This is a genomic window from Methanolobus sp. ZRKC2 (assembly GCF_045291185.1).
Classification (GTDB): Archaea; Halobacteriota; Methanosarcinia; order Methanosarcinales; family Methanosarcinaceae; genus Methanolobus.
On the sequence record NZ_CP146980.1, the window covers coordinates 1,737,992 to 1,762,865 of the forward strand.

The 24,874-nt window shown below is 41.6% G+C and carries 25 protein-coding genes; 9 read left to right on the forward strand and 16 right to left on the reverse strand.

The window, feature by feature from the left end; genetic code table 11:
• Positions 1 to 71 precede the first annotated feature (71 nt).
• Positions 72 to 1,640 carry an ankyrin repeat domain-containing protein gene (locus V7O62_RS08175; protein ID WP_406655755.1) on the reverse strand — a complete coding sequence of 523 codons (1,569 nt, stop codon included), beginning with the start codon at positions 1,638 to 1,640 and terminating at the stop codon, positions 72 to 74.
• Positions 1,641 to 2,075: 435 nt separating this feature from the next.
• On the opposite strand from V7O62_RS08175, the gene V7O62_RS08180 reads away from it, so the two are divergent.
• Positions 2,076 to 3,470 (forward strand): MATE family efflux transporter, encoded by a 1,395-nt coding sequence (locus tag V7O62_RS08180; RefSeq protein WP_406655756.1) that lies wholly within the window; start codon positions 2,076 to 2,078, stop codon positions 3,468 to 3,470.
• A 347-nt stretch (positions 3,471 to 3,817) separates the two neighbouring features.
• Here the strand turns inward: V7O62_RS08180 and V7O62_RS08185 are convergent, their stop codons facing one another.
• A complete protein-coding gene (locus tag V7O62_RS08185) occupies positions 3,818 to 4,636 on the reverse strand; it encodes a plastocyanin/azurin family copper-binding protein (RefSeq protein ID WP_406655757.1) in 819 nt (272 codons plus the stop codon).
• Positions 4,637 to 4,804: 168 nt separating this feature from the next.
• Between V7O62_RS08185 and V7O62_RS08190 the strand changes: the two genes are divergently transcribed.
• Positions 4,805 to 5,461 (forward strand): DUF2284 domain-containing protein, encoded by a 657-nt coding sequence (locus V7O62_RS08190; RefSeq protein ID WP_406655758.1) that lies wholly within the window; start codon positions 4,805 to 4,807, stop codon positions 5,459 to 5,461.
• A gap of 655 nt (positions 5,462 to 6,116) precedes the next feature.
• On the opposite strand, the gene V7O62_RS08195 is transcribed toward V7O62_RS08190, so the two are convergent.
• Positions 6,117 to 7,142 (reverse strand): DUF2278 family protein, encoded by a 1,026-nt coding sequence (locus V7O62_RS08195; protein ID WP_406655759.1) that lies wholly within the window; start codon positions 7,140 to 7,142, stop codon positions 6,117 to 6,119.
• Positions 7,143 to 7,383: 241 nt separating this feature from the next.
• Here V7O62_RS08195 and V7O62_RS08200 point away from each other — a divergent pair, with 241 nt between their 5' ends.
• Entirely contained in the window at positions 7,384 to 7,743 is a 360-nt protein-coding gene (locus V7O62_RS08200; protein WP_406655760.1) for a carboxymuconolactone decarboxylase family protein, read from the forward strand.
• A 7-nt stretch (positions 7,744 to 7,750) separates the two neighbouring features.
• Here V7O62_RS08200 and V7O62_RS08205 read toward each other — a convergent pair whose 3' ends face one another.
• Complete coding sequence (locus V7O62_RS08205; protein WP_406655761.1) at positions 7,751 to 8,038, reverse strand: DUF1294 domain-containing protein; 288 nt, start codon at positions 8,036 to 8,038, stop codon at positions 7,751 to 7,753.
• A 113-nt stretch (positions 8,039 to 8,151) separates the two neighbouring features.
• Here V7O62_RS08205 and V7O62_RS08210 point away from each other — a divergent pair, with 113 nt between their 5' ends.
• Entirely contained in the window at positions 8,152 to 8,547 is a 396-nt protein-coding gene (locus V7O62_RS08210; RefSeq protein WP_406655762.1) for a hypothetical protein, read from the forward strand.
• Between the two features lie 41 nt (positions 8,548 to 8,588).
• Here the strand turns inward: V7O62_RS08210 and msrB are convergent, their stop codons facing one another.
• Positions 8,589 to 8,987 carry a peptide-methionine (R)-S-oxide reductase MsrB gene (gene msrB / locus V7O62_RS08215; protein WP_406655763.1) on the reverse strand — a complete coding sequence of 133 codons (399 nt, stop codon included), beginning with the start codon at positions 8,985 to 8,987 and terminating at the stop codon, positions 8,589 to 8,591.
• Between the two features lie 198 nt (positions 8,988 to 9,185).
• Between msrB and V7O62_RS08220 the strand changes: the two genes are divergently transcribed.
• From V7O62_RS08220 to V7O62_RS08235, 4 genes are all read left to right on the forward strand, one after another.
• Positions 9,186 to 9,515, forward strand: coding sequence for a hypothetical protein (locus V7O62_RS08220; protein WP_406655764.1), 330 nt, complete (start codon positions 9,186 to 9,188; stop codon positions 9,513 to 9,515).
• A 129-nt stretch (positions 9,516 to 9,644) separates the two neighbouring features.
• Complete coding sequence (locus tag V7O62_RS08225; protein ID WP_406655765.1) at positions 9,645 to 11,006, forward strand: MATE family efflux transporter; 1,362 nt, start codon at positions 9,645 to 9,647, stop codon at positions 11,004 to 11,006.
• Positions 11,007 to 11,085: 79 nt separating this feature from the next.
• Positions 11,086 to 12,630, forward strand: a complete 1,545-nt coding sequence (gene gpmI, locus V7O62_RS08230; RefSeq protein ID WP_406655766.1) for a 2,3-bisphosphoglycerate-independent phosphoglycerate mutase — start codon at positions 11,086 to 11,088, stop codon at positions 12,628 to 12,630.
• Positions 12,631 to 13,229: 599 nt separating this feature from the next.
• Positions 13,230 to 14,090, forward strand: coding sequence for a hypothetical protein (locus V7O62_RS08235; RefSeq protein WP_406655767.1), 861 nt, complete (start codon positions 13,230 to 13,232; stop codon positions 14,088 to 14,090).
• A gap of 349 nt (positions 14,091 to 14,439) precedes the next feature.
• Here V7O62_RS08235 and fen read toward each other — a convergent pair whose 3' ends face one another.
• From fen to V7O62_RS08250, 3 genes are all read right to left on the reverse strand, one after another.
• Positions 14,440 to 15,456, reverse strand: coding sequence for a flap endonuclease-1 (fen, locus tag V7O62_RS08240; protein WP_406655768.1), 1,017 nt, complete (start codon positions 15,454 to 15,456; stop codon positions 14,440 to 14,442).
• A gap of 37 nt (positions 15,457 to 15,493) precedes the next feature.
• Complete coding sequence (locus tag V7O62_RS08245) at positions 15,494 to 15,784, reverse strand: hypothetical protein (protein WP_406655769.1); 291 nt, start codon at positions 15,782 to 15,784, stop codon at positions 15,494 to 15,496.
• Between the two features lie 110 nt (positions 15,785 to 15,894).
• Positions 15,895 to 16,218, reverse strand: coding sequence for a hypothetical protein (locus V7O62_RS08250; protein ID WP_406655770.1), 324 nt, complete (start codon positions 16,216 to 16,218; stop codon positions 15,895 to 15,897).
• 141 nt (positions 16,219 to 16,359) lie between these two features.
• Between V7O62_RS08250 and V7O62_RS08255 the strand changes: the two genes are divergently transcribed.
• Positions 16,360 to 17,274 (forward strand): presenilin family intramembrane aspartyl protease PSH, encoded by a 915-nt coding sequence (locus V7O62_RS08255; RefSeq protein ID WP_406655771.1) that lies wholly within the window; start codon positions 16,360 to 16,362, stop codon positions 17,272 to 17,274.
• Between the two features lie 13 nt (positions 17,275 to 17,287).
• On the opposite strand, the gene V7O62_RS08260 is transcribed toward V7O62_RS08255, so the two are convergent.
• The 8 genes from V7O62_RS08260 to atwA are packed head-to-tail and all read right to left on the reverse strand — an operon-like array spanning position 17,288 to position 24,713.
• Entirely contained in the window at positions 17,288 to 17,758 is a 471-nt protein-coding gene (locus V7O62_RS08260; RefSeq protein WP_406655772.1) for a carboxymuconolactone decarboxylase family protein, read from the reverse strand.
• A 39-nt stretch (positions 17,759 to 17,797) separates the two neighbouring features.
• On the reverse strand, positions 17,798 to 18,733 hold the full coding sequence (locus V7O62_RS08265) for a methanogenesis marker 7 protein (protein ID WP_406655773.1): 936 nt from the start codon (positions 18,731 to 18,733) through the stop codon (positions 17,798 to 17,800).
• Positions 18,733 to 19,332: a methanogenesis marker 17 protein gene (locus tag V7O62_RS08270; RefSeq protein ID WP_406655774.1), complete on the reverse strand. Its 600-nt coding sequence runs from the start codon at positions 19,330 to 19,332 to the stop codon at positions 18,733 to 18,735. Before V7O62_RS08270 ends, V7O62_RS08265 begins: the two co-directional genes overlap by 1 nt.
• A 5-nt stretch (positions 19,333 to 19,337) precedes the next feature.
• A complete protein-coding gene (locus V7O62_RS08275; protein ID WP_406655776.1) occupies positions 19,338 to 20,579 on the reverse strand; it encodes a methanogenesis marker 15 protein in 1,242 nt (413 codons plus the stop codon).
• Positions 20,576 to 21,037, reverse strand: coding sequence for a methanogenesis marker 5 protein (locus V7O62_RS08280; protein WP_406655777.1), 462 nt, complete (start codon positions 21,035 to 21,037; stop codon positions 20,576 to 20,578). The genes V7O62_RS08275 and V7O62_RS08280 overlap by 4 nt, the downstream gene beginning before the upstream one ends.
• A gap of 24 nt (positions 21,038 to 21,061) precedes the next feature.
• Positions 21,062 to 21,493 carry a methanogenesis marker 6 protein gene (locus tag V7O62_RS08285; protein WP_406655779.1) on the reverse strand — a complete coding sequence of 144 codons (432 nt, stop codon included), beginning with the start codon at positions 21,491 to 21,493 and terminating at the stop codon, positions 21,062 to 21,064.
• Positions 21,493 to 23,055, reverse strand: a complete 1,563-nt coding sequence (locus tag V7O62_RS08290) for a methanogenesis marker 3 protein (protein ID WP_406655781.1) — start codon at positions 23,053 to 23,055, stop codon at positions 21,493 to 21,495. Before V7O62_RS08290 ends, V7O62_RS08285 begins: the two co-directional genes overlap by 1 nt.
• Before the next feature lie 41 nt (positions 23,056 to 23,096).
• Positions 23,097 to 24,713: a methyl coenzyme M reductase system, component A2 gene (gene atwA / locus V7O62_RS08295; RefSeq protein ID WP_406655783.1), complete on the reverse strand. Its 1,617-nt coding sequence runs from the start codon at positions 24,711 to 24,713 to the stop codon at positions 23,097 to 23,099.
• Positions 24,714 to 24,874 lie beyond the last annotated feature (161 nt).

The following is a 24,874-nucleotide window of genomic DNA, read 5'->3' on the forward strand; positions in this document are numbered from 1 at the left end:
AATTCAGTCTTTTTTGTCATAAATATCTCCTTTTAGATCTGTGATTCCATTTTCAAGTCGTGTTAGGTTCTTTACAAAAGGAAATTAGTACTTTTTATATTGATATAATCTTCAGATATTTGAAAAATACCACTAATATACAACTCTTCATCTTCGGTAGAACTAAAATCGATAACAATAATTGGAAAGTCAAAATTAGTGCCGAGTCTGCTTTCATATTTGTAGTCGATATCTTGAGTAGCAACTATACCGTCGTCGACTTCTCGATCACCCTTTTTCAATCTGAAACAAACTACATCATCAATTATATCTGCGATGTATAGCGAATAGTCATCTTCTAGCTTTACAGATAAGCCAGGAAATAGAGCTATTGTCTCATCACTATCTATGATAATCTCCGATGTAATATCATATGAAATTAGTGCTGGTGAACCAATAAGAAATTCTGAGTTCTTTGTATATGCTACAAGATATTTTTTGCCATCAATAATAACTGCCTTATATGAACCCCATTCTTCATTTTCATAATTATAAATAATTGCGTTTTCAAGTGTTATGTTTTCATAAGGATTAGATTTTGTACCATCATTAGAGTCCTCATTAGTAGGTACGAAGTTTATGCTATAATCACTATAAGTTTCACCCATATCTTCATATTTTGTCAGAGGTTCAGAAATTGTACTAAGGCCATTGGAAACAGCTAAATAACGTGGAGTTATTCCATCCATATTCTCTATAGAAGGGTCAGCTCCGTTTCCCAGTAGGAGTTTTACAACTTCTTCATCCCTATATTCCCCATATTCAACTACAAAATGTAGTGGTGTATTCATTTTATTATCCAAAGCATTGACATCTCCACCGTTTTCAATTAACAATTTTACTATTTTCAGACTTCCACTTCCTGCAGCTAGATGGAGGGGAGTCTCACCTTCACTATTGATAACGTTAACATCAGCTCCGTTCTCTATCAACAATTTTATAATTTTGACTTTTTCTGATTCTATTTCATCCCAGTTTGAAGTGTAACCTAAATCGTGTAAAGAGGAAGCTGCCACAAGCAACGGAGTTCCCACTTCACCTGATGCATGAATATTTGCTCCACTGTTTATAAAGAGACGAGTGATTTCTAAATTTCCTAAATGACTTGAATAATGTAAAGGTGTAGCACCTTGATCATCCACTGCATTAATGTCTGCATCGTAATCCATCAGTAACTCTGCAAACTCAATATGATCTCGAGCAGCAACTAGGTGGAGAGAAGTTTTTCCAGAGTTATCTACGGAACTAACATTCGCTCCATTTTTCAATAAAAGCAAGGCAGTATCCTTTTCTCCCCACGTTGTACTTGCATGTAAAGGAGTTTTTCCTTCTGAATTTTTAGCGTTGACGTCGGCATTGTTTTCAAGCAACATCCACGCAGAATCATAACACCCACTGGAAGCAACTGAATGCAACATAGTGCCTCCTCTATAATATGTATCAACATTCACACCATCATCTAGGAGTTTTTGTAATTGTTCAGAATCACAAATATTTTTGTGCTCTAATGACTGATGAGAACCTGATTGATCGACACATCCCATGATTATTACAACTGAAAATGACAATAGCATAGCATAAACAAACATCTTAGAATTCATGAAAATACTCCTTTAGTTGGAAACATTTTGATTAAGTTGCTAGACATAGCTAAAAATTTTATTAATATATAAATTCTTCCTAAATCGTTCTATATGTGTTATAGAGTATATGTAGGACAAAGATACGTACAAGAGATTGCAATTATTTATGATATTAATTAAAGAAGTAACAAATGTTCTATTTCATCTATTTTTGTTAGACACGCGTAGCTGTAGCTATGTGATTAATATCAACTAGCCTTTGACAATTTTATGTTGAATCCATTCATCGTTCAATGCCTGTGTGCGTTCTACTTAGGCAATCGTTGCAATCTTACAAGAGTAAACTTGTATTACTGAAAACATATAAAGTAAATTTAAATTTCCAAATTCTTAAATACAACAAGTGCCTTTTCCGTAGCCCTAACAATCCATAATCATACGGAGGTCTATTGAATGAAGCACGAAAGATATGATATGCTTGCAAACGAGAACATAAAAAAGCTCATCTTCAAGCTGTCAACTCCTGCAATCGTGGGATTGCTCGTGCAGGCATTCTATAATCTTGTGGATACCATATTTGTGGGCAGGGGACTGGGAGCCGATAGTTCGCTTGGAATTGCGGGAATTTCCGTGGCATTTCCCATACAGATGCTCATGATGGCAATTGCTCTTGGAATAGGTATCGGTGGATCATCCATAATCTCGAGGACACTGGGAGAGGATAATCCCGACAAGGCAGAGAAGACACTGGGCAATATGGTCACATTGGTCATTGTATCGAGTGTGATCTTTACAGTTCTCGGGTTGATATTCATTGATCCCATGCTGAAGATATTCGGGGCTTCCGAGAGCGTCCTTCCTTTTGCGAGGGAATACACGAAGTATATCCTCATGGGGACCATATTCTTTGCTTTCTCTGCAGCACTGAGCAATGCCATTAGAGCAGAGGGACATGCAAAGTTCGCAATGGCCATCATGCTGTTCTCAAGCGTTGTGAACATAATACTCGATCCGATCTTCATCTTCGAGTTCAACATGGGAATCATGGGAGCTGCAGTTGCGACTGTCATATCCCAAGTGATCGGCTCTGTAATGGTCATCTACTATTATTCAAGCAGCATAAGCATGGTCTCATTCAGGTTAGGATATATGATGCCCGATCTTGCTCTTTCACAGGAAATAACAGGCATCGGAATGTCTGAATTTATTTTCAACTCAGTTGAAAGCCTGGTCTTTATTCTCCTGAACCAGAGTCTTCTGGCATACGGAGGAGACATGGCAATTGCTGTATTTGGCATTATTATCAAGGTGTTCATGCTCACTTTGATGCCTATAATAGGGATTAAGCATGGGATACAACCCATATTCGGCTTCAACTACGGTGCCAACAACTTCGAGCGAGTCAGGGAAACGGTCTCCCTTTCGAATTATATCGTACTTGGCATGTGCATTCTGAGCGTCATAGTTGTCTTCCTGGTCCCGGAGCAGATATTCAGGATTTTCAGCAATGATGCTGAGCTGATAGAAATGGGAGTTCCTGCCATAAAGATAAGCTTCCTTATGATGCCATTTATAGGAACCCAGGTAGTGGCCATGGCCCTGCTCCAGTCTCTGGGAAAATCAAAAGAATCACTGGCGATCACACTTTCAAGACAGGTATTCTTCCTGCCACCCCTTATATTCATACTGCCGTTATTCATGGACCTGACAGGCATATGGTTATCATTCCCGATATCCGATTTTCTCGGATTTGTCGTGGCGGTGGTCCTGATGAAAAGGGAAGTCAGGAAACTTGGTATATCAAAAAATAAAGGAGCTATAGAATCTTGGCCAGAGCCCCAGCAATAAAAACGCTTAGAAAAACAATGATACTATCTTCCACTCTGGCTACTAAGATCGAAATATCAACTGACTAATTCCTGAATTTAGCATCATTTTTTTAAAACGACCATATTTATATAAGGTTACATCGTTAACGGGCCTAAAGGTGTGTGAGATCATTTTTTATACCACCCAACCAACCACCCCCACTCCTTAAATCACACACCTTTTTTACTATGATTTGTTTTTCTGCACTTTTTCCACGAGAAGAAAAGTATGCACATTTTAAAAGAGTATTTTAAGCAGTAGCAGAAAAAAACGTTTACTTTAATGGCACCAAAAGTACACAGAAATAAAAGGCTGATAAGAAAAGATCAGCCCGTTACGACAATCTGCCCTGATGTCTGGTATGGATGCACGGAACAAATGTAATTATATGTGCCTGGATCTGTAAATGTATAGCTGTAAGATTCTCCCTGTGAAAGAGCCGGAGACCTGAAAAAACCACCGTCTACTATGTGCACTGCAGAATCAGTGTTGGTCCATTTGACCGTATCTCCCACTTCAATGGTAACAGATTGCGGATTAAACCTGAAGTCCCGTATCTCCACATCAATCTCCCTGAAAGGGGTATCGATTATATAGCTTGTGTAAATGTAATCATTATCTGCTTCCACTGAATGGCAGTCCTGACAGGCTTCAACCCTTCCTTCAGCTATTATTTCCCCTTCAGGAGTATAAGCTGCCCAAAACCAATCATTGTGTTCGGGATTGTAGCCCTCAACCTTATACCGAACACCTATTTCCTCCAACTCACCGTCAGAATCATAACTTTCCCTCACTGCAATACTACCAAAAGGCAAAGTTCCGGTCCTGTCCTGGATAGCAGAAGCGGTGTTTTCCGAAACATATGTGGTGAGCAGAGGACCGTGAATGCTGGTGCTCGCATATTTTTCTTCCTTTAAAGGCCACAAGTCCCAGTTTCTGTAGTTGTTCTCTTCAGTTATGTAGGTATATACATCAGTACCGTTTGGCTCCGGCAATTCTGATTGCACAGACGAGGTGTCCCCGGATGGAGTGTCTGCATCTGTCGGTTCGGCAGGAGCTGAAGCATTATCTTCCTGGGTTTCTGCACAACCAAAAGCTGAAAATACAAGCATAAGAATCAAAAGGACGATTATCCCACTTTTCATAACAAACCCCATTAGATATTAAGTGGCTCGATTGAAATACTTTTATGCCTGTGGAGAACTTTCGGTTGCATTGCTCAAAAACAGAGGCTCTGTAAAATGTTTTTTGATCAAGTCTGCCAAAGTAAAGAAAGCAAAAGCTAAATCAATGTTGTCCATGTACATTCAAATATGATTATTAGCGATGATAACTACAGACTTCTGGAGAAAAAATCCAGAGAGCTCGGGGCAAATAGTGTAAAGCTAATACCTGCCAGAGACATAATAGTCGAGAACAGGACAATTTTAAAATGCATATTCGGATGCAATGGTTACGGAAGCCAGGTATGTCCGCCTTTCATACCGGAAGTTGAAGATTTCAGGGAAATGCTCAGAGAATATGAATGGGTATTACTGGTTGACTGGAAATCTGAAAATCTCTTTTCCAAGGAAATAAGTGAGAATTTTATAAAATACAGCATAATTCCACCTGAAGACAAAAATACAAAACAACAGTATGCTGATACATTAAAAACAGTCATCAAAGAGCGCAAAGAAAGAATACAGCCAGGAAGTATTGAACTCGAGAAGTTCGCCTGGGGACTTGGATACAATACAGCTCTTGCTACTTTCCCGGGCATGTGTACATGGTGTGCTAACAACGATTATTCAGAGGTTAACTGTGCCGGGTCCAATGGAGCATGCCACCACCCCACTATTCGAAGACCATGTATTATGGGCCTTGGAATACGCCTGGACAAAACATTAGAGAACTTAGGAATCCCTCTTAAGAAATTCCCAATGGATGATACTATACCATCCCAGTATACGCTAATTTTACTGGAATGAATTCTTTTTTCACTTACCGGATTTAGCTCTCACCCGATATTGGATTTTCTACAATAAAAGGCAAGATGTTTAAAAAACAAATCAGGACATAAATGACTTAAAAAATACAGCAATGTATCTTATAGTAGAATTTTCTTTAAATACTACGATTAATATTTATAGTAGGAACTACACTTAAGGGAATATACTTCTTTAAATATAGGTAAGATGAGGCACCAGACAAACCACCACGCTTTCGGTGCCTCTCTCCTTGTGAATTTGGGATATCCCCATATCCCTTTTTTAACTCCACTCCCAAGTAATGCGGCTCATAACCCCACGACCCGCAAAGATAACTATGCTTCCGTAATATATAACCCAACCGATTATTAATCACAACAGAAGAGCTATCTTTTTTGGGAAGCGTGTTTTTTAGCCACTTTGAATTTTTAAACCATCGCTTAAAAAAGCATGTGTCATATTAATTAATGATAATAAATGCTTTATATAACGATAAAAGAATTCCTTTTCCCATCCAGGATAATACGGACTGCAGCGAACTATTTTATTATTATCAAACCCAAATTCCCTTTTCAGAAACTTCCAAAAAACAAATAGTCATTCCGAACGATGACCAGAAAAAGATTTCCAAAATAAAGAAAGTAAACGGATCGATCTAAAATACAGTCATCCAACCAGTTCTTACATCCTCTTTAGCGTAATCCACTTCATGCATCAGAACACCCATTTCATCGAAAAGACTGATACTTCCACCTTTTTTGTACAACTGGGCTCCTTTACCTGATAAGTGGACCTTTACTCCGGCACCTGCCCTGATCGTTCCTTTAAGTAGAGAAGTCCTGTTGTTTCCATCCACTATCGTCCAGTCATCAATGTTGACATCTTCAGGAGAGGCATTGAACAGCGTAATACTTTCCAGGCCAGGGTCATCACCAGCAGGATCAGCAAGAGCAGCAACAATCCTGATAGTACCCGCAGATATCAAGCATTTCTTAGGCTCTAAAGACCCGGAAACAGTCTCTTTACCGGACATATCTTCCTTACAATGTCCTGTTACTTCATCTGTCACAAAACACTGGGAGTGGAAAGCAAGGAATAAAGCCACCCACCGACCCTCTTCAGGCAGGTGTATGAGCAATCCTCCGTCATTATATGGCGCATCAGAGTCTTTCCATTTTTTAGAATTGCCCTGATTCATGTGAATATCATGGATACCACTGCCAGGCCTGAAACCGAAAAAACTGTCCTGCAAATAATTTTCAGGTCCCCACCTTTTTCCGAAGGCATATAGTGTACCCTTTGTTTTAATAGCTACTTTGACATAGTCCCTGATTACTTCATTCAGATCGTTCCCGGAACTCGGAATATTATGATTGAGTGCTTCAATAGAGGAAAGATCAAAAAGATCTCCACGGACATAATCCAGCGACATGTTATTATGATCCTCAAGGGAATGGAAGCCCGCTTCATGGCCCTCAAGTTTGGATAAAATCGGATGAGTGAAATTTTCATCTAAAAAATACAGCAGTTCCGAAGACGGCATATTTGATTTGACATTGATAGCAATACGATGTTCCATCTGACCATCATGCACAAGTATCTGAAAATGCGGACTTCTTCCCACCCCGTATCTCCAATCTTTGGGCATGCCCTTTAATACCCCATAGCTTTCAAGAGACATACAGGAACTTTAGTAGTAGCCGGCATTAAAGGTTTTCTATTGTTTTTGTACTAAAGAAAGAAATGCTGTTCTTCAATAACTTATACTTATCATCAGTCCTTGACCTGCAACCATTAAAGTTACAGACAATCTTACGGAGAACAGGATGATACCTTTCTTTGATAACCGGAATAATTTACCCATGCATATTGCCTGTTAAGAAAATATTAAATCATTTCCTGCCAGATAATCATCGATAATTATGGCAGACGATATACAGGAAGTAAAGAACGTTAAAGGATTCCAGCCAAGGTCCGTGCGTTATGCGAAAGAGCTGAACGAAGATTTTGCAGAAGGGCTTTCAGGACTTTACAGTGCAGTCTGGGCAGACAGGGAAAACGGACTTTCTAAGAAGAATAAGCATCTGCTTGTTTTTGCCATTGCATGCTCCAACCTGAAAACTGAGAGCGCAGTTAAGATACTACAGAGACTGAAAAAGTTTGGGGCTACCTCTGAAGAAGTGAAAGATACTATGATGATAGCTGCATGGACAGGCGGCATACAGAATTTCACAGACTTTACTCCAAAAATCCTCAAGGAAATGGAGCGTCTGGGATTCTAAGCCAGGCTTATATTATAATGAAAAGAGGTAGCAGGAACCGAATAAAGATCAAGACCTGAAGCAGCAATATAAAGGGCAACCCTATCTTAAAGGTGGGATGCCTTGTTTTGTGGCGGAAAAAATACATCCCTATTATCGAACCGATACTGCCACCTATGATTGCCCATATAAAAAGAGTCTTTTCAGGAATTCTGCGCTCTTTTTTTTTAGCTTTCCTTTTATCTATTCCCATGAGAGAAAACGCAACTATATTGACCAGCAGCAGATACATAAAAAATATAAAGGATGTGTCCATAGCCTTTATTTCACGATATTCCGTATATATTTTTCCTGAAAACAATTTCAATAAGTATAGTATCCATCAGGAAAAACTAACGTCATTCATAACAATACGAAAGGGTGGTAATTATGGCAAAAAAATGGATTATATTTATAACAATATTGATGCTTGGCTGTGTGCTGGTCAGTGGATGTACGGACAGCCAGAGTAAGGAAACTGTAGAAGCATCTGCCGGAGAAACTACAGGAGAACAAGCGACTGAAAGTACAGCCAAAGAATTTGCTATCAGGATGGAATATTACGGTTTTGTTCCCTCTGAAATGGAAATCGGGCAGGGAGACATCATTGTATGGAGAAACCAAAATAAACAAAAGGTCTATACACTTGTCAGCGATGATGATCTTTTCGAAGAACAGGAAATGAAATTCGGAAACATGTTTAACCACGCTTTTGATGAAAAAGGAACCTACATTTTCAGTATAAAAGATGTTCCGGATATGACACTTACCATAACTGTAACATGAATTTGAGGTTTCTTGCCTCAAATCCTGTTTAATCCAATCTTTTAGTCTTCTTTTTTGAAATCAAGCGATATCGAGTTCATACAGAACCTCTCACCTGTAGGTTTTGGACCGTCATCGAACACGTGTCCCAGATGGCTGCCACACCTGCTACACAAAACTTCCGTACGTTTCATAAAATAACTGTTATCTTCCTGTCGTACTACACGATCCTCAGAAATAGGTTTTGAAAAACTTGGCCAGCCTGTACCTGAATCAAACTTGTCATCCGAACTAAAGAGTTCCTGTCCACATGCTCCACACAGGTATGTACCCTTTTCCTTGTGATTATGATATTTTCCGGTAAAAGCCGGTTCTGTACCTTTTTTTCTTAGAACCAGGAATTTGTCCCTTGACAGAATCTGTTTCCACTCTTCTTCTGACTTTTCAATCTTTTCTGGCATCTTCTAACTCCGAAATTTGAATTATACCCCGCTTAAAAGTGGCTGATCTTCGGATAAATAAATATCGAGCAGAAAAAACCAATTAAATAATTAGATAAATATAAATAATGAGAGCGAGAAATTTATTATTGTCAAAAACAATGTTTACATTGGGTATGTTTAAGATCCTGTCCGGGATCAAACGTGGGAGAGTATAAAATGCCTGAGTGGATTGCGTATTGTGAGGAAAACCGAGAGTATGCATTGAAGACAATAAGGAATATGCCACTTTCCATGAAATATCAGAAAGAGCTATCCCTTTGGGTCAACAACTATCTGGACCCTTTTTACATTTGCAAGGCTGTTATAGATAGAAAAGAAGGCTATGGAGATCCCTTTAATCTAATACGCGCTGAAGCCGAAAAGGACCTTGAGTTCGCAGTACTAAGTGCTACCAGAAGTGACAGGAACAACAGTGAGATACTGCTGTTCGAGAGTAACCTCTTGCTACTGTTCAACATGGTGCTATCGCAAATAAGAGCGGCTTAACCTGAAACTTAATAGAAAAAAGAGATATGCCTGTCACTTTTATTCATGGTCTTTGCCAAAGAAAACAATAAATAGCTTTGCTCTTCTAATGTACATTCTATTTTTGGGTTAAGAACGAGGATGAAGGTTTTGCAAGAGCATAGTAAATTACTGGCCGATGAGAGTATAGGGAAACTGCTTTTAAAACTATCAGCACCTGCAACAATAGGCATGATGGTGCAAGCTCTTTACAATCTTGTAGACACCATTTTTGTAGGCCAGGCCCTGGGAGAAAACAGCATACAGGGAATCGCAGGTATTTCCATAGCTTTCCCGATAATGATGATCGGGATGGCCATTGCCCTTGCAATAGGTATCGGCGGATCATCCGTAATCTCACGCGCCTTGGGAGAAAAGAATATTGAAAAGGCTGAGAACACAATGGGAAATATCCTTTCCCTCATAGGGGTATCGAGCATACTGATTACCATTATCGGAAGTATCCTCATAGTACCTATGCTGAAACTGTTCGGGGCTACAGATACCATATTGCCATACTCCCTGGACTACTTGAGCATAATCCTTTACGGTTCGGTATTTTTCATCTACGCGCTGGCAATGAACAACGTGGTGAGAGCTGAAGGCAATGCGAAAGTAGCCATGTATACTATGATTGCTTCCGCCGGACTCAATATAATACTTGACCCGTTATTCATTTTCGCCCTTGATATGGGCATAAAGGGTGCTGCAATCGCTACAGTCATTGCACAGGCAGTGGGAGCATTCTATCTTGTTCACTACTTTGCGACAGGAAAGAGTATTTTGAGGTTCCACACAAGACATCTCAAACTAAACATCGGTATTGTAAAAGAAATAGTCGCGATAGGCCTTAGCCCGCTTACAAGGAACGCATCCAGCAGCCTCATGGTAATAGTACTGAACAACGCACTTGCCGTTTACGGAGGAGACATTGCCATTGCTATCTTTGGGGTGATTAACCGACTGTTCATGTTCGCTTTCATGCCGATGTTCGGTGTAATACAGGGTTTGCAACCTATTGTAGGATATAATTATGGTGCAAAGAACTTTGACCGTGTGAAACAATCTGTCAGGTTATCAATAGCAATAACTACAGCGATGTCAATTGCAGGTTTTCTTCTATTGTTCCTGTTCCCTGAACAACTGTTTAGCGTATTCAGCAGTGACCAGGAGTTAATATATTCAGGCAAGTATGCCACTCGCATAATGGTGATTGCAGTACCGTTGGTGGGTTTCCAGATTGTGGGAGCTTCCTTTTACCAGGCTATCGGAAAGGCAAGACCTTCATTCATATTATCAATGAGCAGGCAGTTGTTGTTCCTTATACCCTTAGTAATTATACTTCCTCACTTTTTCCAGCTCACTGGCATCTGGATGGCATTTCCTCTTTCAGACAGTCTTTCATTTCTGATCACCCTTATAATGATAAACAAGGAATTCCGGCTGCTGAATAATGATATTCTCCCGGAATAGTGAATATTCACTTTGAAGGAACCTGAGATCCAAGGAAAATAACAACGCATTTATGAACCTTTAAAGACATTTCAATCATATGGCACAGGTCAAAAGGCCCCTTTTGCTGATGATACTTGATGGATGGGGCTACACGGATGAAAAAACTGGAAATGCGGTTCTCGCTGCGAGAACACCGGTACTTGACAACCTTGTTAAAAAGTATCCTTCCTGCCTGCTTGGAGCTTCAGGCAACTCTGTAGGACTTCCCGAAGGCCAGATGGGAAACTCGGAAGTCGGACACCTTAACATTGGAGCCGGGAGGATAGTTTACCAGGACTATACCAGGATAAACAAAGCAATAGAAGACGGATCTTTTTTTGAAAATCCAGTCCTTCTTCAGGCTATTAACAATGTTAAAAAGAGCAATTCATCACTTCATGTTATGGGATTGTTCTCATACGGTGGCGTACACAGTCATATGAGTCACATGAGAGCACTCGTAGAGATGGGAAAAAGAGAAGGCCTTGAAAACGTGTATATCCATGCATTCCTTGACGGAAGAGATGTGCCACCAAGAGCAGCTCTGAAGGATATGAAAGAGCAGGAAGAACTCATGAAAGAAAATGGGTTCGGGCAGGTGGCGACGGTTTCAGGAAGATACTACGCAATGGACCGTGACAAGCGCTGGCAGCGAACCGAGCTTGCCTATGATGCACTCACATTGGGAGAGGGACTCATTGCAGGAGACCCTGTCACAGCTATAAAGATGGCATATGACAGGGAAGAAAATGACGAATTCGTCAAACCTACCGTTGTTGTGGATGAAGAAGGAAAACCTGTTGCAACAGTGAAAGAAGGAGATTCGTTAATATTCTTCAATTTCAGGCCGGACAGGGCGCGTCAGTTGACATATTCCTTTGTACAAAAGGACTTTGAAGGCTTTGAGAGAAAGGCAAAACCTGATGTGTTCTATGTATGCATGACCGAGTATGATGAAGAGCTGGACGTACCTATCGCGTTCCCGCCTGAGCGCATAAGTAACACTCTTGGAGAAGTACTCAGCAAAGCCAACATGAAACAGCTTCGTATAGCTGAAACCGAGAAATACGCCCATGTAACCTTCTTTTTCAATGGGGGGGAAGAAAGGCAGAGTAAAGGAGAAGAAAGATGCCTTGTACCATCCCCAAAGGTATCGACATACGACCTGAAACCGGAAATGAGTGCCTATGAAGTAACTGACGAGCTTGTCAGTCACATCAAATCCGGCAAATACGACGTTATCATCCTCAACTTTGCAAATATGGATATGGTTGGACACTCCGGCATCTTTGATGCTACTGTAAAAGCTATTGAGGTTGTTGACGATTGTATAGGAAAAACAATTGATGCCCTGATAGATGAGGGAGGAGCTGCACTTATAACTGCAGACCACGGAAATGCGGAAAAAATGGTGGACTATACCACCGGAGAGGCACATACAGCACATACTTGCGATCCTGTAGAGTTAATTCTAGTTAATGAAGATGAGAATATAACCCTAAAACCCGGGAAACTTGCTGATATAGCACCCACCATGCTCGATATACTGGGTATTGAAAAGCCGAAAGAGATGACAGGCAATTCCCTGATTTCACGAAGTTAAAACCACTAGTCAAAGGTCTGCTGGCTGCCTCTGGAAGAAGATTCCAGGCGTTCCAGAGCCTTTGCAACCACTTCAAAAGAAAGAAATTAAAAGTTTTTTGGCATTATTTTTTCCAAATATGTTTGGATATTTTGACAAAATTCAGTGAAAGAGCCCTATACAAGGTTCATGAGACTCTGGTAAATAATCTTGAAACGATTATTTTTGATATTCAGAACAGATTGTTTTATAGTTATAATTTTGAACATACAATGTTACTGAACTAGACTAACATTGTTTTACATAGCAATACATCACTGCTGAGGATAAGTGAACTTGCTGATCCTATTGAAGTTCCTTTGATATCAAACTAAAACAGGGAAACCTACAAAATGGAGTTATAAGATGGAATGTAAATTTTTTTGTCATATATTTGTTGTATTTTTTTTCTTTCTAAAATTTAAAAAAAATTTACATAAATTATTTATGTATTAAACTATATTTATGTATAATGTGGGATGAGAGATTAGTGTCTAATGAAAAAATCCCACATTGCACAAAAGTAAACTAGGTTTGTAATTTGTAGCTATGAGCATAGCTTTGCTTTTGGAGTAGAATAAATGAGGAAAATAATGAAAAATCGATTTAAGAACATGTTCCTTGTAGGAATGATTTTAGTAAGTATGTTGTTTGTGACAACTGCAGGTGCTGAGACAGTAGACAATATATCAGACATTGGTATAAAAGAAGAAATAGCAGCTTCTAAGGTGCCGACTACTTCAGATTTAGCTAAGGCTACAGAAGAAGCTGAAAAAATTCGAGAAAAGCTAGAAGAAGAAATGGAAAAAGAAATAGCAGCTTCTATAGAAAATGCAATCAACGATGAAAGTATCTCTGTAAGCCGCTCTTCAGAATACGTTATATTGGGCACGGACAAAACATTTTATAGCGCAGATGATGGAGATTGTGGAAAGTTATCTTGGGGAATCATCCCAACTGATCATGGATGTGCTTATTCTCTGAGTACAAAAAGTAGCTTTGCTGGTTCAACGGTCGCACCCATTGGAATCGGAGGAGCATCAGCATGGTCATGGGTCGGCCAGTCATTTTATATTCCAGGTAGTGGCAGTAGATCCGCAAACATTAAAATGAATGGAGAATACGAGGGAATGACCTTTGCAGCTGCAGGTGGAGCAAGTGAATCTGAAATTACTTTAGTAGTGAAAGATACAACAACTGGGACAGTTTATGATACTGTAGTATACAGTAAGTCAACAGGTGGCGCAGGATATTATCCGGTAGATACAAGCTTTAATAAAGGTATTAACATCAATTTACAGGGTGGTCATGAATATCTTGTTTATCTAGTGGTAGAGACAAGTGTATCTACGTACGGATATGGTGGAGCTGAATCAGACTTTGGACCTTACGACGGTGATGGAGGAGTCGTTAAATACTCCAGTATCGAGATAGACTTCTAACTGAAGTCTTCTTCTTTTTTTGGGTTGGAATGGCATGTTACTGAAGTTAATGAAATGGAAAATGATTGATTGTATCATTGGAGATCGTAAGTAATAATTTTAGTATTCATTTCTATTATAAGCTTTTCAACCATAAACCAGCCATATTAGTAAATATTAAGACCTTATAAATAAGGAGCTATAGGTCAAGTCTAATGATTTTTAAAGGTATTTTTACATTGACATGTATTCACATTGAATGCAGAAAAGAAAAATGAAAAGCTTTCTGATCTGCAATCCACCATGCCCTAAAAAACAGTAAGATAAAAGCCAAGCTCAATAGCAGAATTTTCACTTTTCAAATACGGGCTCAGAACCATTTATCCAGAGTGCTCTGGCCGCCTCCAGAAGAAGTTTCCAGGCGTTCCAGAGCCTTTACCACCCTGTCATTAGAAAAATCATGTTCTTCGCAAAGGAACTCAATTACGTCCTCATTTATGGGTTTACTCCACTTCAGTTCATAATCATCTGATACCGGTGGATTTGTGAAAAAATCCTTTGTGGATTCAAGCCCTGGGATATCCATTTCCTTTTCAAGGAGTATTTTTTCAATGCTGCCATATTCCTTTACAAGTTTGAGGGCTTTTTTAGGGCCGATTCTCTCAAGTCCATCGTTGTAGTCAGTACCAACACAAAGAGCAATATCAATAAGTTGCTCATGATTTATCCCAAGCTCGGCAAGTGATTCATCCAGATTTATAATTTCGGGTTTGACATCAACATAGATATTCTTCCCCGGAAGTTTCCTTTTCCCTGAAACTGTCAGATTTCTTACTACAGAAGGAGCACCAAACAGCAAGGAATCATAATCCTGAGAGCCAATCAGGTCTGCATCCCCTTTTCGGACCATGTAGGCCGCCTGGGCCTCACCTTCAGAAGGTGCATCCACGAAAGGAATACCCATTGCACCAAGTAGTTTCTTTGAGTCCCCGACTATTGTGGCATCAACCTTTGAGGAAGCCTGAGCATACTTGTACGCCTCTTCAGCATGCCCCTTTTCCCGGGCCTCAGTCGATTTTATCCGTGCACTCTCGCGGATTTCAGCACGTTTTTCAATTGTCCGGGATTTCATTTCAGGAGGCTTGCCGTCAAAAACAAATACCGGCTTTACTCCGGCTTCCATAAGACTCGTGAGCCGGTATAGTATTCCTGAAAGATGGGAAGTGATATTTCCGTTGGAATCTTTCAGGGGAGTACCATCCCTCTGACGTATAATGCTGAGAAACTGGTAGAGAGTATTGTAGGCATCTATGGCAATTACTCTGGAAGATAATCCAGAGAGCTCTACAGGCTTCTTTTTCAAAAGGTCCCCTATATCAGTACCCATTTCATTACCTTCCTTTGCTTTAAAATCAATAAAAGGTTTATTCGCTCAGTCTTACATCGATGACCGAATCATCGTTAGCATCTATCTTCCCCACTCTTAAGATGTTCCCCACCCGATCAATAAGATTTGTCTTCGTAATCTGTACCTGATGAATGTCGCTGTTGTCATTGTTCTTGTGAACAATGAGAAGACTTTGTTCTGAGGATTCATTTTTTCCCAGTTTTGTAGCGATATTCTTAATCAACTGTTCAAACTCGGAGTAAATCAGAATTTCAGAACATTTCCCAGCCTTTTTAATTATTCCTACCGGTTCTAAATTAATGCGCATTTACGCACCTCTGGTTAGAATGGAAAACATTGAATTCCTGTACGTAATACCTTATTAATATGGTTTTCGGATTAATTCGGAACTATAAATACGGAAAAAGAAGGCAGCCTTCATCTATAACGGGTTCTTTCCAGGGAGTTCATAACATCATCGACCCTTACAAGCACCTCGTCCATTTTCTTGTCAAGATTGCCCTCAACACTCTGGATATTTATCCTCAACGAACGTTCTTTTGCTTCAAGCATACTGTCTATTTTTCTAAGGCGCATATCGACCGAAAGAATCATAGCAGCCAAAGATCCCACCATAACGATGGCAGATAGCACGATCAGAGCATTTGCCGGACTGTATTTGAATCTTCCAAGCCACTCATAAGTCAGAACAAACGCAGACACTACCATTACGATTGAGAATATTATATCTCGGCTTTCCATTATTGTTCCCTCTTTGATTATATGGGCTTCCTATGTACTTATATTATTTTCTATTCGTGTAGGAATTGGAATAATATGATATATATACTTATAACATCTTTGTAAAAGATATAAATATTTGTAATAACGGGAGTTCATTGATTGAGTTCAGAGAAAAAAAGTATTGAAGAATACAAGCCAATGCTCGCAATGGCAGGTATTATTATCATTGTACAGTTAATTGCCCTGCTTCTGGCAGCCCCGATGGTGGCTGAAGATATGAGGGCATTCGAAAACCCTGATGACACTTCTAACCCCATCATTTACATATTTGTCATACTCATATTCACATTTCTGTTATTAATAGCCATAAAAAGAGGAATGCAGTGGATCATACAGCTTACTATACTGCTTGCAGTGGCCTCTACAATGTATTATGTGTTCTTCGCCTTGCTATCACTTACCGGGTTATCAGCTCTGGCCAACAACGCAATATCTATGGCCGTTGCTGCGATACTGACGCTGTTACTCTATAAATTCCCGGAATGGTACGTCATAAATACTATCGGACTTATTATCGGTGCGGGAGCCAGTGCCATATTTGGTATTTCTCTTTCCATAATACCCGTAGTAATTCTTCTTTCACTCCTGGCAATATACGATGCAATAGCCGTATACAAAACAAAACATATGATTGACCTTGCCGAAGGAGTAATGGACCTGCGCTTACCCATACTGTTTGTGATGCCAAAACACATGAAATATTCCTTTATTGAGGACTCTTTCAAAAAGAACGAAGGTGAGGAACGGGAAGCTTTCTTCATGGGTCTGGGTGATGCTATAATGCCAACCATACTTGTAGTATCGGCAAACGTTTTCCTGACCGATGTATACCGAATAGGAGGATTCATAAATATCCCGGCATTGGGAGCCATGATAGGCACCATTGTAGGATTTATTGCGCTGACAGTACTGGTAATGAGAGGAAAACCACAGGCAGGATTACCATTTTTGAACGGCGGCGTAATCCTGGGTTACATTGCAGGCGTCCTGATAGGAGGAACACCCTTCTATTAGGAATATTAAAAAATTATTCTTCCTCGGGAAGTTCCGAAGCGATATTGCAAACGGAGCAGGCCTGATCCCCGCATTCTTTTTTAGATCCAAGATCACTGAACTCAGAATCCAGGGAACGCGTACCCTCTGCAAGAACAGCAGCATTGGAAATTGTGGATGCTATGAGGATGGAGTCGAATATCTCTTCTTTTGATACGCCAAGTCTCTTGGCAACCCTTACATGAGTTTTGAGACAGTATTCACACCTGAGTGCAGAGGAAACAGCTATGCATATCAGTTCGACTGTTTTCGGGTCCATGCGCTTAAACTCACGCATGACACTGTTCTCGTATATCATTCGTGGGATGAACAGTTCCGGCATGTCCTTCATGAAATTCACGATATAGGGAATTTCACCGTAGCGTTTTTCCACATCTGTGAGAATATCTTCCACAGCTTCGTCGGTTTCCTGATCCAGGATTTTCCGTATCTTTTCGATTTCCATTAGAACAGCCTCGTCTGCTATAGGGCAGGATGGTTTTACTTAAATGGCAAAACCAACTTCAGACTCACGTTTGATTTTGACCAATATATAATTTTTCATTTTAGAAGGAGTTATCCGTGCAAGATCAGAAAGCTTTATTCCTTCATCGAATTCAAGGTCTTCTATCTTTTTATGGAACTCCTCATATGGAAGTTTTACCCGAAGGCCGTCAAGCTGCAGGGTTATCGGAGCAGGTGAGAGCACGTCTTCTATCTGAGGGACCTGCTCATGTATCTCTTTCATGACCCTTGGCGGCAATACTGCAAGAGGATCCTTCGCAATTTCCTCACGCATACCTTCTACGACCTCGCCAACTTTCTGGTTCATAATATCAAGTGAACTTAGTTCATCGGACTTGCGAAGGCGATGAGCAACTCTTCCGATGTTACCAACGTACACGTCGGCATTGGCTACATCCTCTGTTTTGAGATCAGGACCTCCGGTCACAACCTTGGGGATCTTCACACCTTCGAGAAGTTTTGGTTTCTTATTCTTGATACAGTCACTGAAGGTCCCGAAGGAAAAAACTGCAATATCATGTTCATTGATAAGTTTCCGCTCATAATCTGCAGAAAGAGCAACCCTTCTGCCCATTCCCCTGGCAAGGCCAATCATATTCGTGTTAGCACCGTCCCTGCGGAGATGTTCTGCAACATCACACGCGGAATGAGGCAGGTGATGGGAAGCCAGGGTAGGAGACACCACGGCTATTTCCGTGCCTGTTAGCGGAGCCTTTGTGAGCTTACCTAAAAGCTTCTTTCCAAGCTCATCTATAAGATGAACGTCATCGCGGGGAATAAGCATAGTCAGTGTAACTTCAGTTGCAGCCGGGACCTTTTGGATAAGATAACCTCCCAGGTCTTCCAGAAGCTCGGTTATCAGTGTGTGCTTATGGATACCACCTTCATAGATATACGGTTCAAGCACTGCAGCCATTATTTTTCCTCCAGTATTTCCGCAAGAATTTTATGCCCTTCCTCTATCCATTCGGGTTTCAGGGTATCTTCACTGGCAACGAAAATGAAATGATTCTCTTTCATGGAATGATAACGAACCCTGAAGCCCTCAGGAGTTGACCTTATTGCCATTTCCACCAGTCTTGAAAGCAGAGTTTGTTTAGGATCAGCAACTATCATCTCTTCCAGAAAAGCAATCTCCTTTTCAGAGTCTTCGTTCTGCCTTATCAGCAGGGTCTTTCTTTCAGGCTGCATGACATTTCCACGGCTATACCTTGCCCAGAGTTTTTCCAGAAGCGCAGGAAGGTATTTTTCTTCATCTATGATAATCTTGACCTCGTTCTTTTCCAGCGCTCCGTATCCTACTTCGGCAAAATCCGATACCTTCACGGGTTTCTGGCTTCCTCTCAGGACTACAGCCATCTGAAAAAGGGAATCTTCGGGCCTGATAACAACCTTTATCCGCCCTATAGCTCCTCCCAGCACAAGCTCTGAGATTACATCCGAAATGATGCTCCTGTAAGCTGCACCTTCTTCCGGCACAGGTGATTCCACAATGAAGGTCTCAAGAGCTTCCATAGGAGTTATTCCTCCACATATCCTGATGCAAGCAAAGCACTTCCCACCGCACCGATAAGGTGAGAGTTCGGAGGAACAAGCACTTTTATCTTAAGCAGTTCGCTAAGTGCCTTGGGAACACCTTCAATAAGGGATGAACCGCCCACAAGAATAAGTGGTTCCTTGACATCCACTTCCTGCAACTGCTGTTCGAAAATCTGTTCAACAACACTATGACAGGCAGCAGCAGCAACATCCTCAGGTGTTGCACCTTTGGCAAGAGAATTTACCAGTGACTGGATTCCGAAAACAATACAGTAACTGTTCATGTCTACTTTATCCTGCATACCTTTTACCGCAAGTGCCCCGAGTTCGGTGATATCTACACCCAGTCTCTTGGCAGTCATATCCAGGAAACGGCCTGATGCACCGGCACAGATACCTCCCATGGTAAACATGCCCGGTATGCCATCCTCTATGGATATGGCCTTGTTGTCCATACCACCAATATCAATAACAGTAGCTGAACCCTTTTGTTTATCGGCCAGGTATACAGCTCCCTTGGAGTTCACAGTGATTTCTTCCTGTACAAGCTGGGCATTGAAATGTTCGCCTATCAGGAAGCGACCGTACCCGGTTGTCCCTAAAGCCTGTATATCCTCACGTTTGACACCTGCTTCCTCAAGTGCATGGTCGAAGGCTTCAGTGGCACTTTCAATTACCTTTATAGTTGGCACCCAGCCGGAACCAAGGATCTTATCATCTTTCATTATCACTGCCTTGGTCGTAGTGGAACCCGAATCAATTCCTGCGGTAAGACCCGTCTGGTGTTCCCTTGCAAGCAGATGCCTGCGCCTTGCAATGGTAGTCAGGGCTTCCATACGTGTCATCAGGGTCGCGGCTGTGGTACGTTCGGTGAAAGAATAGCTGATAACAGGTAGATCCGAATGTTTGTGAATATAGCGTCTTACCTCGTTCCTGACTATGGCAGCCTCTGCACACCTGAAACATGATGTAATGAAAACACCATCCACATCTGCAATGCCCTCTACAACAGCCTTTGCCCTTGACATCATAAGACGCAGATCAGGACTTGCCGCCTCGATACCGAATTCCTTCCCAATTGTGTCCAGGGAAGAAACATCTATTTCGGGATATACAAGCTTGGCGTTGACAGATTTTGCAACAGATTCAAGTTCACCGTGCACTCCGGCATACTCAGAACCACAGGACACCAAGGCCACTTTTACAACTGCTTCGTCACTCATTCTTGACCTTCCTTTTCATTTTTAGGCAGGGATTTGAGGAACTCACCGATCTTGTACACGAATTCCCTGGCTTCATCATCCCCTTGGGGATAGTCTACTTCAAGGACAGGCATATCACGTTCCCTGATAAGGAACTTCGTCAATTCATTGGTGCGTGCACAACCCATACAGCCAAAAGCCATCGGAGATTCGTTCACGATTATCCCGGCTTCCGCCTCATCAATCATGGGACCTACTATCGCCATCCTTCCCCTGACACCTGCAGGCACTTCAACAGCAGCGTATTTTAGGCCGGTTTTCGGCTCTTCTGCCGTTATGTTCAACGGAGGAGAGTCCACACCCACGGTGGATATCTTTTCCTTTATCTTCTCCATCATAGCAAGGGGTGTGTGGCCGAATCTCTCGACAAGGTCAGAGAGGATAAGGCTGTTCGTAGGATAAATAATAACTTTTACCATAATAATACCTCATTGAGCGCCTAATTAAGTGGATTCGATGATCTCTTCCAGTTTTTCGACCTCAAGTTTCTTTTTGTTAGTAGTCTCTTTCAGGGGAACTTCCTTATCATAATCATCAAGGGCCCTTCCTATCATTGGAAGTGTCTGTATCTCTTCTCTCAGGTAATGGAAACCAGGCCTGGGACCTCCTCCCCTGCTTGCACGACAACGTCTTTCATCTCCGGGCGGAAAGCCTCTTTCCTTTACAAAGATGTGGTTTTTGTCCAGATTGATAACTTCCTGTACAACCCTGTTTACAGCCTCTCTCGGACCTGTTACCATAGTCCCGAAACATGTTTCCTTTATAACAATACTGGTTTCGGATTCGTATATCTTCATTGCAGCATCTATAGGCAGGACACTGTCAGAGCTTATTACCACAAGCTTGGTTATAACATCCTCTTCATTCTCCGGCATTATTCCTCCTCCTTGCTGTTTTCTACTACGTACATGATGTCGCCATCCTTGAGATTTTTGAGCTTGTCCATCTCAAGAATCCTTCCGATTATATTCGTATTGGCAAATTTTTCACCGGTAGGGCCGAACAAATCACTATCTTCTGCCTTTACACCTACCATACCGGCCCTCTTAGCCGCCTGGTTTGTCACACCGATCTCCCCGGCAACAACCTTACCCTGAGGAGTGTTCTCGGGCAGGATCTCCTTATACTTTTCAGCTTCTTTCTCTGCCTTGAAAATATAAGTATTCTCATATGTCATGAGAACTGGCAGGACACCAACCGGCTTATACTGCATTTCCGTAGCATGCCTGAAAAAATCAAGTGTTTTTTGAGCCAGGTCATCATAGAGTTCGATCTTCACAAGGTGGTCAGGGTCTACGCCTGTCAGGACAACCTTTCCCTGAATCAATATATCCATAGTGGTTTCAGGAGCCTGGCTGACAATAAAACCATCATCACCTACATAACCTTCCCTGACAACTTCAATTCCAAGGGCATCCATTTCATTTTCAGCCTCCAGATGGTTCATTCCCGGAAGCATGATGGAATGAGGAGATTTCTCCACTGTAATTCTCTGGCCGGTTTTTGCCATTTTTGCAAGCTGAAGTCCTTTGACTACATGACCGACCACCGAATGCATAATAGTTGAAGTCCTGTCGTCCGTAGCAATGAACAGTTTACCGGAACCGTATCCTACGGTCCTGACAAATACGGAACCTGCCGACCTGGACTCGAAATTCTCATAAGCTACCAGTTCACCCTGGAAACGATGATCGGAAATGAAAGACGTTGAAACAAAGTCAACATTGAATGTACCATCTCTTGTAACCGCATAGAAGTGTTCCGCACCTTCGGGAGCCTCCGGGTCCAATTCGACCTCGACATAGGTGAATATCTTCGCACCATCTTCAATTATTGTTGAGAGATCTGTAGTGGAGATGTGTTCTCCGATCTTCTCCCACTCTACAAAAGGTTCGATACCCAGTATCCGGTCGTTCTTATTAAGATCAAGCAGTACATGTTTACCACTTATCACTTTTGCAAATGTACCTTCTTCAGGTGCACCATACTCCGCTATATGCCGATCCCTGGAAAAAATGAGATGAGTGTTATCGGGGTCACCGCCCCCTGCAGCGAACATGAGTTCAAAAGCCTTGAACTCCATGTTTCCCCTGACACTTTCGGTATCAGAAACAAAAGGACCAAAGGCAATGGCATCCCTGCTTACCCAGCGCACGGCCAGATCGCTGTATTTCTCATAATCGGAAAACCATCGCTCCAATGAAAGAGATGGAGTATCATGTAATTCTATCTTGAAATCACCCTTTGATGTCCTGACAGTATATTCACGAGAACTCTGCGCTTTTCGATCACCTTTCTCGATAAGTATTCCTACTGCCGTACCTTTTCTGTGAGGGGCATTTGACACCTTAATCGCATCTTCAAGGGTTGAACCTTCCAGCAACTTGATTTCGTAACCATTGATCTCCACCTTAATTTCATCACTCGTGTCAAACACCTCTTGTTTAAACGGGGTTAATTACCCCTTAAGTTTTTCTGTCATGATTCTGCAGCAGCTTCAAGAAGCTCTTCTTCCGTAAGTTGCGAAAGAACCGCTTCAGGCTCACCGACATCTACGATTTTGCCGTTTCTCATAAGAGCAACACGGTCACATATCTCCTGAAGGAAATCCATATCGTGGGAAACTATGACAAATGTGTCACCCATATTTTCACGTGCCATCAGGATAGATTTTGTTACTTCTTTCTTTGTAATTGGATCCATGGTACCTGTCGGTTCATCCATCACAACTATAACCGGCTCTTTCATCAGTATCTGGGCAAGGGCTACCCTGTGCCTTTCTCCTTCACTGATCTCATCTGACATCTTTGATAATATAGATTTTGCTTTCTCTTCAGTAAAACCGGTCGACATCAAAGTATTAATGGCTTTCCTGACGGCAAGCTCATAAGGCAGGTCAATGCCGATGGACTCCGTAAGATTATCAATAATAGTCCTGTGATTGTACAGGCCATATTCCTGGTGCAATATACCCATGTACTGTAATGCGCGGCCCCTGCATTCAGGTCCTGGCTTCTTCATATCTACCCATTCATCACCTACTCTTACCTGGACCTCGCCACTTGTCGGCTGTACGATTCCCATGAGTATTTCAGAAGTTGTCGTCTTTCCTGCACCACTCGTACCTGCGAGCCCGAAAATCTCACTTTCATTTACCTCGAAAGAGACATCATCAACAGCGTAGACTACACCTCTGGTAACGGAGATATATTTTTTGACCAGGTTCTCGACCTTGATAAGCGGGTCACCTACCCTGACATCACAATTCTTTTCCACAACACATACACGCTGCATGAATTCCTTTGCAACATCTGCGGGGGAGCCCTCACTGACTATGGCACCTTCTTCCAGTATTATGGCCTTGTCTGCAAGGTCCTCTACAACATCGGACCAATGGGATGTGATCACCATAGTCATATTGTAGTCCTTTACAGCCTTCTCGATAACGTCATGTACAACCCTTGCAGTCCGGGGATCAAGGGTTCCTGTGGGCTCATCCGCAATCAGAAGCATGGGATCCCTTACAAGCTGGCGTGCCAGTACGACCCTCTGTTTCTCACCACCGCTCAGATCACGGGCAACATGCATCATACGATGGGAAAGTTCCACTTTCTCCAGCAAATCCACTGCCTTGCCAAGTGCATCCTCACTGTTTACACCGATTTCCGTGAGAGAATTCACCACATTGGCAATGACCCTGTCATCACCATAAAGAGCGAAGGTACGCTGGAGCATGATAGCGATCCTTTTGGTGATATCTCTTCTTTTGGAATCATGAAGTGAGAGTTTAACAAAATCAGCATCGAACGATTTTAAAGTTTCGCCACTGCAATGGGGGCATTCCTGTCCCACCTTGCTCGGAGGCTCTACATGACCACATTTTTCACACCTGGCAAGATGATAGATAACCTCACCACTAATGCCTTCATACTCCTCGACTCCACGCAGAACGTGCATCAGCACAGTTTTGCCTGAACCGCTTCTTCCCAGAATACCCAGTACTTCGCCTTCATTGATATTCAGGTTGATATTTTTCAGAACTTTAACACCGTCGAATTCCAGTGAAAGGTCTTTGACCTCGATAAATACTGCCATACGATTACCTCCGCCTACTGGATGCATGGGGTCTACTGTCCATTATATGTTTCTATGCATATATGCACAAATTACTTAACGGTTTTGCATAGTGCATACAAAACTAGATGGATAAATTCCACATAATCCAGGTGGCAACATTTTAATGATTTTTTTAAATA